Annotated in this window: 11 protein-coding genes; 4 read left to right on the top strand and 7 right to left on the bottom strand. The window is 72.8% G+C overall.

Annotation, left to right across the window (positions count from 1 at the left end; all coding sequences use genetic code 11):
• Positions 1 to 55 precede the first annotated feature (55 nt).
• The 4 genes from ACX25U_RS32860 to ACX25U_RS32845 form a co-directional block, all read right to left on the bottom strand.
• Complete coding sequence (locus ACX25U_RS32860) at positions 56 to 2425, bottom strand: glycoside hydrolase family 65 protein (protein WP_454385430.1); 2370 nt, start codon at positions 2423 to 2425, stop codon at positions 56 to 58.
• A 16-nt stretch (positions 2426 to 2441) separates the two neighbouring features.
• Positions 2442 to 3302 carry a universal stress protein gene (locus ACX25U_RS32855; RefSeq protein WP_454385428.1) on the bottom strand — a complete coding sequence of 287 codons (861 nt, stop codon included), beginning with the start codon at positions 3300 to 3302 and terminating at the stop codon, positions 2442 to 2444.
• Positions 3303 to 3455: 153 nt separating this feature from the next.
• Positions 3456 to 3896, bottom strand: coding sequence for a pyridoxamine 5'-phosphate oxidase family protein (locus ACX25U_RS32850; RefSeq protein ID WP_454385426.1), 441 nt, complete (start codon positions 3894 to 3896; stop codon positions 3456 to 3458).
• A gap of 122 nt (positions 3897 to 4018) precedes the next feature.
• Complete coding sequence (locus ACX25U_RS32845; RefSeq protein WP_454385424.1) at positions 4019 to 4441, bottom strand: secondary thiamine-phosphate synthase enzyme YjbQ; 423 nt, start codon at positions 4439 to 4441, stop codon at positions 4019 to 4021.
• A 69-nt stretch (positions 4442 to 4510) separates the two neighbouring features.
• Here ACX25U_RS32845 and ACX25U_RS32840 point away from each other — a divergent pair, with 69 nt between their 5' ends.
• A complete protein-coding gene (locus tag ACX25U_RS32840; protein WP_454385422.1) occupies positions 4511 to 5605 on the top strand; it encodes an NAD(P)-binding domain-containing protein in 1095 nt (364 codons plus the stop codon).
• 21 nt (positions 5606 to 5626) lie between these two features.
• On the opposite strand, the gene mltG is transcribed toward ACX25U_RS32840, so the two are convergent.
• Positions 5627 to 6484 (bottom strand): endolytic transglycosylase MltG, encoded by an 858-nt coding sequence (gene mltG / locus ACX25U_RS32835; protein WP_454385420.1) that lies wholly within the window; start codon positions 6482 to 6484, stop codon positions 5627 to 5629.
• Positions 6485 to 6592: 108 nt separating this feature from the next.
• The gene (locus ACX25U_RS32830; RefSeq protein ID WP_454385418.1) at positions 6593 to 8395 is read right to left on the bottom strand and encodes an ABC transporter ATP-binding protein; all 1803 of its coding nucleotides are present in this window, start codon (positions 8393 to 8395) and stop codon (positions 6593 to 6595) included.
• Positions 8396 to 8510: 115 nt separating this feature from the next.
• Here ACX25U_RS32830 and ACX25U_RS32825 point away from each other — a divergent pair, with 115 nt between their 5' ends.
• Positions 8511 to 8963 (top strand): MarR family winged helix-turn-helix transcriptional regulator, encoded by a 453-nt coding sequence (locus ACX25U_RS32825; RefSeq protein ID WP_454385417.1) that lies wholly within the window; start codon positions 8511 to 8513, stop codon positions 8961 to 8963.
• A 117-nt stretch (positions 8964 to 9080) separates the two neighbouring features.
• Here ACX25U_RS32825 and ACX25U_RS32820 read toward each other — a convergent pair whose 3' ends face one another.
• Complete coding sequence (locus tag ACX25U_RS32820; protein ID WP_454385415.1) at positions 9081 to 9599, bottom strand: L,D-transpeptidase family protein; 519 nt, start codon at positions 9597 to 9599, stop codon at positions 9081 to 9083.
• 522 nt (positions 9600 to 10121) lie between these two features.
• Between ACX25U_RS32820 and ACX25U_RS32815 the strand changes: the two genes are divergently transcribed.
• On the top strand, positions 10122 to 11972 hold the full coding sequence (locus ACX25U_RS32815) for an ABC transporter transmembrane domain-containing protein (RefSeq protein WP_454385413.1): 1851 nt from the start codon (positions 10122 to 10124) through the stop codon (positions 11970 to 11972).
• Entirely contained in the window at positions 11969 to 13750 is a 1782-nt protein-coding gene (locus ACX25U_RS32810; RefSeq protein ID WP_454385411.1) for an ABC transporter ATP-binding protein, read from the top strand. Before ACX25U_RS32815 ends, ACX25U_RS32810 begins: the two co-directional genes overlap by 4 nt.
• Positions 13751 to 14314 lie beyond the last annotated feature (564 nt).

The raw sequence follows: 14314 nt of genomic DNA, 5'->3' as shown, positions 1-14314 counted from the left end.
CCAGGGGTATTCCTCGAGCCCTGGGGACGGGGCTCCGCGGATCTCTCCGGTCCGCTCACTCGGGCAGGAGCAGCCGGCAGGTCTCCCCCGGCTGGACGCAGACGGCGCGGTCGGGCAGGCGTACGTCGATCGGTGAGCGGTCGGAGGGCGGCACGGCGATCTCCACGCGGCCGTGCTCCAGGCGCAGCCGTACGCCCCAGTGGCCCTGGTAGCGGAGGGCGAAGCCGTAGGAGGACAGCTCCGGCAGCGGTGCGGGGTCGAGCCACAGGGCGTTCTCGCGGGTCTCCAGGCCGGGCAGTCCGCGCTGGACGAGGTCTAGGGTGCCGGCCATGGCTCCGAGGTGGACGCCCTCGCCGGTGGTGCCGCCCTGCAGGTCGGCGATGTCGCTCCGGAGGGCCTCCTGGACGAAGGTCCACGCCTCGGCGCGGCGGGCACGGGCCAGGACCCAGCCGTGCACCAGACCGCTGAGGGTGGAGCCGTGGCTGGTGCGGTCCAGGTAGTGGTCGACGGTGCGCCGCCAGAGGCCGTCGTCGAGGTGGTAACCCAACCGGCCGAAGAGCGAGGCGAGTTCGGACGGCGAGAAGAGGTAGCCGAGCATGAGTACGTCGGCCTGCTTGGAGGCCTTGTAGCGGTTGACGCTGTCGCCCTCGGCCTCCAGGATCCGGTCCAGGCGGCGGATGTCGCCGTACCGCTTCCGGTAGCCGGCCCAGTCGAGTTCGGCGAGGCCGCTGTATCCCTCGAACTGGCTGATGACGCCGTCGTGGAAGGGCACGTGCAGCGTGCGGGAGACGTCCTCCCACCGCTCGAGCTCGCCCCCGTCCAGGCCGGTGCGCTCTGCGAGTTCGCGGCGGCGCGGCTCGGGCAGGGTGCGCACGGCCTCCAGGGCCCGGGTGAGCACCCAGGCGGCCGTGACATTGGTGTAGGTGTTGTCGTCGAGGCCGGGCCGGTCGGCGTCCGGGTAGGCGTCGTGGTACTCGTCGGGGCCCATCACGCCCAGGATGCGGTGCCGCCCCAGGTCCTCGTCCCAGGTGGCCGAGTCCGCCCAGAAGCGGGCGATCTGCAGCAGCAGCTCGGCGCCCTTGGTGTGCAGGAACTCGGCGTCGCCGCTCGCCTGGCAGTACTGCCACACGTTGTAGGCGATGGCCGAGCCGACGTGCCGCTGGAGGTGGGAGTGGTCCGGCAGCCAGCGTCCGGAGCGGGGGTTGAGGTGCAGCCGCTGGGACTCCTCGCGGCCGTCGCTGCCGCTCTGCCACGGATACATCGCGCCGCGCCGGCCGGCCGCGCGCGCCGCCGAGCAGGCTCGCTCCAGGCGCCGGTGACGGTAGTGCAGCAGAGCGCGGGAGACCTCCGGAAAGTGCAGGTTCAGATACGGCAGGACGAACAGCTCGTCCCAGAAGACATGCCCCCGGTAGGCCTCGCCGTGCAGCCCGCGGGCGGGCACCCCGACGTCCAGGTCGGCGGTGTGCGGCGAGAGGGTCTGCAGCACGTGGAACAGGTGCAGACGCAGGATGTGCCCCGGCTCCCCGGGGACGTCGATGTCGGCCCGGCGCCACAGCCGGCCCCAGGCCGCCCGGTGGCTCGCCAGCAGGTGGTCGAAGCCGGGCGCCGCGCCCACCCGGTCGACGGCGGCCCACAGCGGGTCGCTGATGGCGGGGTCGCGGGAGGTGTGCAGCGCGGCGGTCTTGTCGACGGTGACGGTACGGCCCGGCTCCAGCCGCAGCCGCACCTGCTGGACCGCCCGCGGGTGCTCGTGCCGGGAGGTGATCCCGCCCTCGCAGGTCAGGCGGGTGGCCATGCCGATCCGGATGTCGGAGGTCCGGGTACGGCAGCGCAGCCACACCGTGCCGGGGGCGGCGGTGCCGGAGTGCACATGGGTGAGGTGCCGGCCCTCCAGGTCCCGGTAGCGTGCCACGCCGGCGTTGGTGACGCCACCGTCGACGGCCGCCTCGACCTCGAGGTCCGCCGCGAAGCCGTCGGCGGTGAACTCGGTGCGCAGCACCGCCAGATACGCGTCGGCCATGTGCACGATCCGCTGCTGGCGCACGATCAGCGACCGCCCGCCGCCGAGCCCGTACCGGGTACGGCGCTCCAGCAGGCCCGAGTCCAGGTGGAGGACCTGGTGGTGGTCGAGGACGGTCGCGGTGTCCGGGGTCAGCCAGGGGCCGTCCGCGAGGCGGAAGCGCAGCGGCAGCCAGTTGGGGACGTTGACCATGTCCTCGTTCTCGACCCGGCGGCCGGCGACGCGGGAGACGAGCCGGTTGTAGCACCCTGCCACGTACGTGCCCGGACAGTGCACGTCGTCCGCGTCGCACTCCGGCAGGGCACCGCGGGTGGCGAAGCGGCCGTTGCCCAGTGTGCACAGCGCCTCCCGCAGGCGCTCCTGCGCGGGGTCGTACCCCTCGTAGGCCCAGGTCCCCGCCGTCACCGCCCCCACCGCGGTGTCACGCCCGCTGCGGCACGACGGCCACCGGGCACCGCGCGTGGTGCAGCAGTGTGTGGCCGGTCCGGCCGAGCTGGAGGCCGAAGCGGCCCGTCCTGCGCCGCGCCCCGATGATCACCAGGTCGGCGGCGGCCGAACGGTCCACGAGCACCCTGTGCGCCGGCCCTTCGACCGTCACGGGGCGCAGCCGTACGTCCGGGTGCTCGGCCCTCGCCTCCCGCAGCAGCTCCTCCAGCAGTCCGAGGGCCCGCTCCTCGTGCCCGCGGGCCGGGTCGTCGGAGGGCGTCCGGAACGCGGGGCTGCGCCAGGCCCGTACGACGTCGAGGACGCAGCGGCGTGCCTCGGCCTCGCGGAAGGCGAACCGTACGGCCTCGCCGGCGGTGTCGGACTCGCCGGCGCCGAGCAGGATCCGCTCGTGCGTGCCGGCCAGGCCCGCCTTGTCACCGCGGACCACGACCACCGGGCAGTGGGCGTGGGCCGCCACGGCCAGGGAGACCGAGCCGAGCAGCAGCCCCTTCAGCCCGCCCCGCCCGCGTGGGCCGACGACCAGGGCGGAGGCGGTACTGCCCTCGCCCAGCAGGGCGGAGACCGCGTCCTCGGGAAGGATGTCGGTGGACACCTTCACGTCGGCGTTGTGCTTCTGGGCCCGCTCCGCCGCGGAGGCGACGATGTGTTCGGTCATCACCTGCTCCGAGGAGCGCTCCATGCTCCCCGACAGGGCGGCGCTCTCGTAGCGCTCCCAGAGGGAGGCGTACACCAGCCGCAAAGGCAGACCGTGCAGGGCGGCCTCGTCCACCGCCCATTCCACCGCCGTCAGGCTCGAACCCGATCCGTCGACGCCCACGACCAGAGGCAGTTCCATCGTCCCCACCGCCTTTCGCCGGGTTGCCACGTCGCGCGGCAAGAGGTCCCACCACCACCGTCGCACCCCCCAAGGACCCCCGCGAGGGCGGTTCGGCCCCTCCGGGGGACGTTCGGCCCGTGCGGGGCCCGGCCACCGCGCCCCGGCCGCCGGTCAGGGGAGTGGGTCGAGGCCGTACATGCTGCGCCCGCCGACCAGTTCGCGGCCCGTGACCAGTTCCGGCTCGATACGGACGAAGACCTCCCGGGGCCAGGGCACCCAGGAACGCGGACCGCTCACGGCCAGCCGCCGCCGCTCGGCCGGATCGGTCACCACCGAGGCGGGACCGGTGACGACCACACTCCACCCCGACCGGGCCACCACGTCCACCTCGTCCGCCTCGAAGGCCACCACCGCACCGTCGACCGAACGGACCAGCTCGGAGTCGGCCGAGGTACGCAGCAGCACCGCACCGCCGTCGTCCAGGGCGAAGTTCACCGGAAGCACCGCGGGCAGCGCGTGCCGCGTATGGACGACACGCCCCACCGGCACCTTGCCCAGCAGCCGCAGACACTCCTGCCGGTCGAGCTCACGGAACCCGTCGTTGCGATACATCAGCCATCCCGTCCTTCCGCCCGGTACGGCCGGCACAGCCGTGGCACGTACCCCCATCCTCCGACGGCCCGGACCGCAGGACGAGGGCCGTCGGTCCCGGGTCGCCGAGAAGAAGGGCCCGGTCAGGCCAGGAAGGTCAGTCGGACCTGGCGGTTGGGGTTGTCCTTGTTGGTGTCGACCAGGCACACCGACTGCCAGGTGCCCAGCTCCAGGCGGCCGCCGAGGACCGGGATGGTCGCGTGGGGCGGCACGAGGGCGGGCAGGACGTGGTCACGGCCGTGGCCGGGGCTGCCGTGGCGGTGCTGCCAGCGGTCGTCGGCGGGCAGCAGGGTGTGCAGGGCGGCGAGGAGGTCGTCGTCGCTGCCGGAGCCGGTTTCGATGATCGCGATGCCCGCGGTCGCGTGCGGCACGAACAGGTTCAGCAGGCCGTCGCGGCCGCCCGCGGTCTCCTTGAGGAAGGTCTCGCAGTCGCGGGTGAGGTCGACGACCGTCTCCCGGGAACCGGAGGCCACGTTCAGGACTCGGGTGGTGAAGGCTTGTGACATGCCTCCCATCCTCGTCGATCCCCGGGGGAGACCAGGAAGATCCGCGCCCGTGGCACGGTTGATACGGGCATGAACAAGACACGCGAAGTCGACGTGGTCGTCGTGGGCGCAGGCCAGGCGGGGCTGTCCGCCGCCCATCACCTGCGGCGCACCGGGTTCGAACCGGACCGCGACTTCGTCGTGCTCGACCGCTCCCCCGGTCCGGGCGGAGCCTGGCAGTTCCGGTGGCCGACGCTGACGTACGGCAAGGTGCACGGGATGCACGCGCTGCCGGGGATGGAGCTGACCGGCGCCGATCCCGCGCGGCCCTCGTCGGAGGTCATCGCCGGGTACTTCGCCGACTACGAACGCGCCTTCGATCTGCGGGTGCGACGGCCGGTGGACGTACGGGCGGTCACGGACGGGCCCGGCGGGCGGCTGCTCGTCGAGACCTCCGACGGTACGTGGGCGACACGGGCGCTGATCAACGCGACCGGCACCTGGGAGCGGCCGTTCTGGCCGCGGTACCCGGGGCAGGAGAGCTTCCGCGGGCGGCAGTTGCACACCGCGCAGTACGCCGGTCCCGAGGAGTTCGCCGGGCAGCGGGTGGTCGTGGTGGGCGGCGGCGCCTCCGGCACCCAGCACCTGCTGGAGATCGCCCCGTACGCGGCCGCCACCACCTGGGTGACCAGGCGCCCGCCGGTCTTCCGCGAGGGGCCGTTCGACGAGAACGCGGGCCGTGCCGCGGTCGCGCTCGTCGAGGAGCGGGTGCGGCAGGGGCTGCCGCCCAGGAGTGTCGTCTCGGTGACGGGCCTGCCGCTGAACGACGCCATCCGGCAGGGGCTGAAGGACGGGGTCCTGGACCGGCGGCCGATGTTCGACCGGATCACGCCGGACGGTGTGCGGTGGGCGGACGGCCGGCACGTGGCGGCCGATGTCATCCTGTGGGCGACCGGGTTCAGGGCCGCGCTCGACCATCTGACGCCGCTCAGGCTGCGCGAGCCGGGCGGCGGCGTCCGTGTCGACGGCACGCGGGCGGTCGCCGATCCCCGGGTCCATCTGGTCGGCTACGGCCCGTCGGCGAGTACCGTGGGCGCCAACCGGGCCGGGCGCGCGGCCGTCAGGGACATCAGGCGCCTGCTGGCCGACGAGGAGCCGGCGGAGGAGCCGGCCGTCGCGGCGTGAGGCGCCGCGGCCCGGCACGGCTCACTTCGCCGGCTGCGGGCCGGGGCTCTTCTGGTTCGCGCTGAGTTCAGCGAGATTGCGCTGGTATTCGGCGTAGTCGGCGGTGAAGCGCATGTCGCCCGGCTTGACCGTGACGAAGTACAGCCAGTCGCCCGGCGCGGGGTTGATCACGGCACGCATGGCATCCTCGCCCGGGTTGTCGATGGGCGTCGGCGGCAGTCCCATGCGCTGGTAGGAGTTGTACGGGCTGTCCACCCCGATGTCGTTCGCGCTCATGCGGGCCGCGCCGCGGTTGAGGGCGTAGTTGAGAGTGGAGCCCATCTGCAGCGGCATACCGCGCTCCAGCCGGTTGAAGACGACTCGCGCCACCTTCGCCATGTCGGCCTTCGTGGCGGCCTCGGCCTGGACGATGCTGGCGATGGTGACCGCCTGGTACATGTTCATGGAGTTGCGCTGCGCCCCGGCGGCGATCGGAGCCCCGTTGAACTTCTTGTCCGCGGCGTCGACCATGGCGGACAGCAGGGACTGCGGGGTGGCCTTGTCGTCGACGGGATACGTCGCCGGGAAGAGGTAGCCCTCCGGGTTCCCCTCGGCGGCGGCCGGGAGCTTGAGATGGGCCCTGGCGAGCGACTGCCTCGTGGTGCCGGCGGGCAGGGCGAGGACCTTGTCGATGGCGGCGTAGACCTGGCCGGCCCGCCAGCCCTCGGGGATCACCAGGGCGCGGGGACGTGTCGGTCCGCCGCTGCGGCTGTCGCTGTCCAGGGTCAGCAGCGGCACCGCCACGGCGGTGCCGGCCAGGACGGCCCCGGACGCGATCAGGGCCAGTCGGCCCCGGCGTGTCAGTCGGATCGTGCTCCGTGACGGAGTGTTCGTCTGCATGCGGGCACGGTAACCCGCACACCGGCACAAACCTGGCATATCTTCAGCCTGTCGGTCCGGCCTGCCCGGACGGCTCGTCGGCTCAGCTCGTCGGCTCAGCTCGTCGGCTCAGCTCGTCGGCTCCAATTGCGCGTCCCGGCGGACCAGTGCGGCGTAGCGTCCGTCGAGGTCCAGCAGCTCCTGGTGGGTGCCCCGTTCGGCCACCCGCCCGCGGTCGAGGACCACGATCTGGTCGGCGCCGCGGACGGTGGACAGCCGGTGCGCGATGGTCAGGGTGGTCCGGTTGGCGGACAGGGCGTCGATGGCCTCCTGCACGGCGGCCTCCGTACGGGTGTCCAGGGCGCTGGTCGCCTCGTCGAGGATGAGGACCGGCGGGTCGCGCAGGATGGTGCGGGCGATGGCCAGGCGCTGCTTCTCGCCGCCGGAGAAGCGGTGGCCGCGCTCGCCGACGACCGTTTCGTAGCCGTCGGGCAGGGCCGCGATGTGGTCGTGTATCTGCGCCGCCTCCGCCGCCGCCCGCAGCTCCTCGTCGGTGGCGTCCGGTTTGGCGAAGCGCAGGTTGTCGGCGACCGAGGCGTGGAAGAGGTACGTCTCCTGGGAGACGACGCCGACGGCGCGGGCGAGGGTGTCGAAGTCGAGGTCGCGCACATCGACCCCGTCGAGGGTGACGCGGCCGCCCGTCACGTCGTAGAGCCGGGGCACCAGGTAGCCGAGGGTGGACTTGCCGGCGCCGGTCGGGCCGACGATCGCGAGGCTGGAGCCCGCGGGGACGGTGACGTCGATGCCGTCGAGGATCGGGCCGCCGTTGTCGTCGTAGCGGAAGGCGACGCTCTCGAAGCGGACCTCGCCCTTGACCCGTCCGAGGTGGACCGGCCGCTCGCGTTCGGTGATGTCGATGGGCAGGTCCAGGTACTCGAAGATGCGCTGGAAGAGCGCGAGCGATGTCTGGATCTGCACGCCGGTGGACAGCAGGCTGACGGTCGGCCGGAACAGGCCCTGCTGGAGCGAGACGAAGGCGACGAGCGTGCCGATGGACACCTCCGGGCCGCCGAGTTGGAGGGCGATGCCCGCGGTCCAGTAGATGACGGCCGGCATGGCGGCCATGACGATGGTGATGACGGCCATGCGCCAGCGTCCGGCCATGTTCGACCTCACCTCGAGGCCGACCAGGCGTTCGGACTCCTCAGCGAAGGACGCGGTCAGCGAGTCGGAGCGGCCCATCGTACGGCCGAGCAGGATGCCGCTGACGGACAGCGACTCGGTGACCGTGGCGGCCATCGCGGCCATCTGCTTCTGACGTTGGGTGGTGATCTTCTTGCGCTCGTTGCCGACGCGACGACTGATCCACACGAACACCGGGAGCAGGAGCAGGGAGACGATCGTCAGCCGCCAGTCCAGGGCGACCATCGCGACGATCGTGGCGACCACACTGGTGAGGTTGGACACCAGGGAGGTGGCGGTGGAGGTGACGGTGGCCTGCATGCCGCCGATGTCGTTGGCGATGCGGGACTGCACCTCGCCGGTGCGGGTGCGGGTGAAGAAGGCGAGGGACATGCGCTGCAGCCGGCCGTAGACGGCGGTGCGCAGGTCGTGCATGACCCGCTGGCCGACGGTCGTGGAGATCAGCGTCTGCAGCACACCGAAGACGCTCGTGAGAACGGCGCTGAGGATCATGCCGAGCGCGAGCAGGCTCAGCAGACCGGTGCGGCCCTGCGGGATCGCGACGTCCAGGGTTTCCTTCAACAGGAAGGGCGTGGCGACGGAGACCAGCGAGGAGGCGCCGACCAGCAGGCCGACGATCGCGAGGCGGCCCCGGTAGGGACGGAAGAGCCTCAGGATGCGGCGGACCTGCCGGGGTTGGTCCTTCGCGTCGGCTGGCGGGGTCCAGGCGGGTTGGCGGTCGGGGTGCATGGGCTCCTACGGGGTGGGCGGGCGCCGGCCGACGGGCGCGGCCGACGATGACTCACGGATCCTAGCTCATTGTTACCTATACTCACAATGAACAAGATCCTGATATGGTGCCCGCATGAGTTCCCCCGACTCCGACGGCCTCCTCGCCGAGCAACTGCTGCGGCTCACCCGCCGGGTGCACCGCATCCAGAAGCGTCACCTGGAACAGCACGCCCTGGGCATCACGCCGGCCCAGTCCCGGCTGCTGCGCACCCTGGCGCACTTCGGCGAGCCGCCCCGCATGGCGGACCTCGCCGAATTCCTGGAGGTCGTGCCGCGCGCGGTGACCACGCTCGTGGACGGGCTGGAAGCGAGCGGCAAGGTGCGCCGGGTCCCCGACCCGGCCAACCGCCGGGTCATCCGGATCGAGCTCACCGACGAAGGGCGCGGGGCGCTGCGCGAGTTGCGCGGCGCTCGCCGGACCGCCGCGGAGGAGATCCTGGCGCCCCTGGCGGACGAACAGCGCAAGGCACTCGGCGAACTGCTGGACACACTGGTGGGCACGGTGCCCGCGCAGGGGCGCTGCTGAAACGCACGCGGTTGGAACGCGAACGCCGCTGAGAAGTGGGCGAGTCGGCAGCCGGGTGCGACGAGAGTGCGTCACCGCCGTTCTCCCCACCGCCCTACGGTCGATTCAATACGGCCACTACAGCCGCAGGTTGGCCTGGTCGCCCATCACGATGACGGGCTTTTCCTTCGGGTCGAGCGTGCGCAGCAGGTATTCCATCGCGGACTCCGGGACGCTGATGCAGCCCAACGTGCCGTCGCCGTGGTCCAGATGGAGCCAGATCCCGCCGCCCTTGGACTGACCCCGGGGGCGGGTCGGTTCGTCCGGACGGGTGCCGCGCAGGCGGTTGTAGTCGATGGCGATGACGTAGTCGAAGTCGTACCGGTGCGCCTCGTCCCAGTAGTAGGGGGAGATGAAGGCGTCCTCGTCCTGGGTGTAGGGGAACCGGGTACCCGGGTCCTCGAGGAAGCCGCCGGCGTCGGAGAGCGTGAACACCCCGACGGGGCTGCGCTCGTCGCCTTCTCGATGGTTCGTGGTCCAGCCCCGTTTGCCGTTGTGCGACGGCCAACTGCCCGACCGCTGCCATATGGTGCCGCGTTTCTGGTACAGCACCAGTGTCGAGTCCGGGGAGTCCTTGTGGTCGCCGTAGACCACCACAACTTGCCGTGCACCCAGGGGGATCCGCTGCCACAGCCGTTCTCCGATGCCCGGAATCCGAGACGGGGCCACGGAAGGACTGGGCCGTGCGGTCCCCGACGGGCCGCCGGGTCTGGGGACCTCGCGATGGTGGACCTCCGCCCGGGTCCCGCCGCACGCGGCCACTGCCGCCAGAAAGAAACCGCAGGTCGCCGCAGCGACCATCGCATGTTTTACGCCGCCACTCTGCATGTCCCCATCGTCGCCACGACACGCGGGGCGATCTACCTGAATTGGTCCAAATAGCCTTATCCCCTTTCCGTTGGAGCATTCGACGCCTCGCTCGGTGGCCCGCGCTCCACGGCGCGCGGCCGGGTACGCGGTGGGCCCGGGCGCCTCCCGGGCCGAGGTCGCGAAGCGGCCAATCCCGTTTCCCGCAAGGAAAACCGCTTGCTTTCGACTACTAGGCGACGCGACTCTGTCACGGCTTGTCCGCCGCCCGGCGGCAACTGCTCCGCCCCTGACACGAGCCACTGGAACCCCATGCAGATTCAAGACCTCCCGTATCCCGACCCGGGTGTGCCGGACGCACGCTCGGGTCCCCGACTCCTGTGGTGGCTGGGACGGAACCAACTGGGCGGGCAGATAAGAGCGCTGGCCTGGGGACTGCTGCACTTCGCCTCGGTCGCCGCTCTGCCGTTCTGCGTCGGCCTCGCCGTCCAGGCGGTCGTCGACCGCTCGGGCTCCCGGCTCGCCCTGACCGGCGGGCTGCTGGCACTGGCCTGCGCCGGCAACGCGCTCGGCGACACCTTCCTGCACCGCGCCGCGGTCACCAACTGGATCACCGCGGCCGCCCGCGTCCAGCAACTGCTCGCCCGCAAGGCCGCCGCGCTGGGCTCCGCGCTGACCCGGCGGGTGGCCGCGGGTGAGGTGGTCGCCGTCTCCACCGGAGACGTCGAGAAGATCGGCTGGTTCGTGGAGGCCGTGTCCCGGTTCACCGCGGCCGCGGTCACCGTGGTGCTGGTCTGTGCCGCCCTGCTCGTCTACCAACCGGCGCTCGGCGTGGTCGTCGCCGTGGGCCTGCCCGCGCTGGCGCTCGCGGTGCTGCCGCTGCTTCCGCGCGCGACCAGGCGCGCCGACGTGCAGCGCGAGAAGGCGGGCCGCGCCACCGAACTGGCCTCGGACACCGTCGCCGGACTGCGGGTGCTGCGCGGCATCGGCGGCGAGGAGCTGTTCCTCGACCGCTACCGCCGCGCCTCCCAGGAAGTACGGCACGCGGCCGTCCGCAGCGCCCGCATGTGGTCCCTGATCTCCGCGATCCAGGTACTGCTGCCGGGCCTGCTGCTGATCGCGGTCGTCTGGTACGGCGTCCACCTGGCCCGCACCGGCCGGATCACCGTGGGCGAACTCGTCACCGTCTACAGCTCCGTCATGGTCCTCACCTATCCCTTGCGGCACTTCGAGGAGATCGCCATGGCGTACTCCTTCTCCCGCCCGTCGGCCGGGCGGGCCGCACGGGTGCTGTCCCTGGAGCGGACCACCGACGGAACCGGAACACGGGCGGCCGACACGCCGTCGGGCGACCTGTACGACCCGGCGACCGGGCTGCGCGCGCCCGCCGGACGCCTGACCGCCGTGGTCTGCGGCGACCCGGACGCGGCGGGCCGACTGGCCGAACGGCTCGGCGGCCACCCCACCGAGCCGGGTACGTCGGTGCTGCTGGGCGACGTACCGCTCGACGAACTGCCGCTCGACTCCGCCCGCACGGCCGTCCTGGTCCAGGACAAGGACCCGGTGCTGCTCTCCGGTTCGCTGGGCGAACTGCTCGACGTGCCCGCCTCGGGGAACGTCTCCGCCGAGGAGGCGCTCGCCGCCGCCCAGTGCGGCGACGTCCTGGAGGCGCTTGCGCAGGCGTCGCCGGCCGCCGGGGATCCGATGGACGTCCGTATCACCGAGCGCGGCCGGTCCCTCTCCGGCGGCCAGCGCCAGCGTCTTGCCCTCGCCCGGTCCCTGATCACCGACCCGGAGGTGCTGGTCCTGGACGAGCCGACCTCCGCCGTCGACTCGCACACCGAGGCGCGGATCGCGCAGGGCCTGCCGAACCTGCGGACCGGTCGCACCACGGTGGTGTTCACCTCCTCGCCGCTGCTGCTGGACCGTGCCGACCGGGTGGTGCTGGTCCACGAGGGCACGGTCGCCGCGGTCGGTGAGCACCGCGACCTGGTGCACACCGAACCCCGGTACCGCGCGGTGGTGACCCGGGAGACGGACGAGGAGCGCGCCGTGCACGACATGATCCAGGCCGATGGCAGGCCGAGGGCCGCACCGGCCGATCCGCTGGACGACGAGGCGGTCCTGCGTGGCGCCATGGAAGAGATGGAGGAGACCGCATGATCGGCGTGGCGCCCCCGGCGTACGACCCGGCGGCCCCGACGACGGCCGGCACTCTGCCCGTCGGCTCCGCCGCGACCGTCCGCGCCTACGTGACCGAGCTGCTGCGCCGGCACCGCGGCGCCTTCCTGCTGCTCGTCACCGTCAACACGGTGGCCGTGCTCGCCTCCATGGCCGGCCCATGGCTGCTGGGTGGCCTGGTCGAGCGGGTGTCGCACGGTACCCGGGAACTGCATCTGCCCCTGACCGCGGGGCTGTTCGTGCTGGCGCTGCTCGTCCAGGCCGTGTTCGTACGGGAAGTGCGGCTGCGCGGAGCGATGCTGGGCGAGCGGATGCTGGCCGACCTGCGCGAGGACTTCCTCGTCCGGTCGGTCGGACTGCCGCCGGGCGTGCTGGAGCGGGCGGGCACCGGCGACCTGCTCTCCCGCATCACCACCGACATCGACCGGCTCGCCAACGCGATGCGCGAGGCCGTGCCGCAGCTGGCGATCGGGGTGGTGTGGGCGGCGCTGCTGCTCGGCGGTCTGGTCCTCACCGCGCCGCCGCTCGCCGCTGCCGTGCTGCTGGCCCTGCCGCTGCTGGTGATCGGCTGCCGCTGGTACTTCCGGCGGGCGCCGTCCGCCTACCGCTCGGAGGCCGCGGGCTACGCCGCCGTGGCCGCCGCGCTCACCGAGACCGTCGACGCCGGGCGCACCGTGGAGGCGCACCGCCTGGGCGAGCGCCGCGTCGCTCTGTCGGAACTCCGGATCAGGCAGTGGACGGCGTGGGAGCGCTACACGCTCTGGCTGCGGTCGGTGCTCTTCCCGGTCATCAACGTCACCCATGTGACCGTGCTCGCCTCCGTGCTGATGGCCGGCGGGGTGTTCGTCCTGCGGGGCTGGATCGGGGTCGGACAGCTGACCACGGGCGCGCTCATCGCGCAGATGCTCGTCGACCCGGTGGGGCTGATCCTGCGCTGGTACGACGAGTTGCAGGTGGCGCAGGTGTCGCTGGCCCGGCTCGTCGGCGTCCGCGACGTCGAACCGGACGCCGGGGACGCCTCCCTGACCCCCGCCGGCCGGGACGTGCACGCGGACCGGGTGCACTTCGGCTATCGGGAGGGCGTCGACGTGCTGCGCGAGGTGTCCTTGAAGGTCGCCCCGGGCACCCGGCTGGCACTGGTCGGCCCCTCGGGCGCCGGCAAGTCCACGCTGGGCCGGCTGCTCGCCGGGATCTACGCGCCGCGGGAGGGCCGGGTCGCCCTCGGCGGTGCCGAGCTCTCCCGGATGCCCGCCGAACGCGTCCGCTCCCACGTCGCCCTGGTCAACCAGGAGCACCACGTCTTCGTGGGCTCCCTGCGCGACAACCTGCTGCTCGCCCGCGCCGGCGCCGTCGACGCCGAACTGTGGGCGGCGCTCGGCGCGGTCGACGCCGACGGATGGGCGCGCGCCCTGGAGGACGGCCTGGACACCGAGGTCGGCTCGGGCGGCCTCGCCCTCACCCCGGCCCAGGCCCAGCAGATCGCCCTGGCCCGCCTGGTCCTGGCCGACCCGCACACACTGGTCCTGGACGAGGCGACCTCGCTCCTCGACCCGCGAGCAGCCCGGCACCTGGAGCGGTCCCTGGCCCGCGTCCTGGACGGCCGCACGGTCGTCGCCATCGCCCACCGGCTCCACACGGCCCACGACGCGGACATCATCGCCGTGGTCGAGAACGGCCGCATCAGCGAGCTGGGTACCCACGACGACCTGGTCGCCGCGGACGGCGCATACGCGGCGCTGTGGCGGTCCTGGCACGGGTGAGCAGACGAGGGCGGCCCGCCGGAGAGGCCGACGGGCCGGGATCCGGTCCCGCCGGCTGCCCGGCCGGAGCACGGACCGATGCCCGCAACGGCTGGTCTCGGCGCCCGAGCCGTCGCCGGTGGCGGGCCCGGTGACCGGGGGCTCGGGCCGACATCCGCAGTGACAGCACTCCGCACCCCGGCCGCCGGCGGCCACGCCGACTGTGACCGGCCCAGTGACCGCGGCGGCCCACAGGCCCGCCGGCACGGACGACGACCGGCGGGCCGGCCGACTGCCCGGTCCGGGCACGAACCGGCACCCGGAACCGCAGGCCTCCACATTCCCGCCGCCATCAGCCGCGCCGGCGGTGACCGGGGCGGTCCAGAGGCCTGCGGGCGCCGGCCTGCATCCGGAGCGACAGCACTCCACGTCACGGCCGCCGCCGTACACGTATGCGGTCCTCAGGGACGGGGGTACGGGCCACGGCCTGTAGGCCGGGGGCTGGTGTCGTGCCGTTGCGCAGTGCCGAACAGGGGTGGAAGGCTGGAAAGCGGCAACGGCTCGGGGAGCGCCCGGCAACCGTCC

This window comes from Streptomyces sp. JNUCC 63, from assembly GCF_054366325.1.
Note: the sequence above shows the minus strand (reverse complement) of the source record. Positions and strands in the feature narration are given on the sequence as shown.

Bases quoted from the DNA above. Each gene is read 5' to 3' on its own strand.
- ACX25U_RS32855 (WP_454385428.1), bottom strand. From the start codon at position 3,302: ATGGAACTGCCTCTGGTCGTGGGCGTCGACGGATCGGGTTCGAGCCTG.
- ACX25U_RS32850 (WP_454385426.1), bottom strand. From the start codon at position 3,896: ATGTATCGCAACGACGGGTTCCGTGAGCTCGACCGGCAGGAGTGTCTG.
- ACX25U_RS32845 (WP_454385424.1), bottom strand. From the start codon at position 4,441: ATGTCACAAGCCTTCACCACCCGAGTCCTGAACGTGGCCTCCGGTTCC.
- ACX25U_RS32840 (WP_454385422.1), top strand. From the start codon at position 4,511: ATGAACAAGACACGCGAAGTCGACGTGGTCGTCGTGGGCGCAGGCCAG.
- mltG (WP_454385420.1), bottom strand. From the start codon at position 6,484: ATGCAGACGAACACTCCGTCACGGAGCACGATCCGACTGACACGCCGG.
- ACX25U_RS32830 (WP_454385418.1), bottom strand. From the start codon at position 8,395: ATGCACCCCGACCGCCAACCCGCCTGGACCCCGCCAGCCGACGCGAAG.
- ACX25U_RS32825 (WP_454385417.1), top strand. From the start codon at position 8,511: ATGAGTTCCCCCGACTCCGACGGCCTCCTCGCCGAGCAACTGCTGCGG.
- ACX25U_RS32815 (WP_454385413.1), top strand. From the start codon at position 10,122: ATGCAGATTCAAGACCTCCCGTATCCCGACCCGGGTGTGCCGGACGCA.
- ACX25U_RS32810 (WP_454385411.1), top strand. From the start codon at position 11,969: ATGATCGGCGTGGCGCCCCCGGCGTACGACCCGGCGGCCCCGACGACG.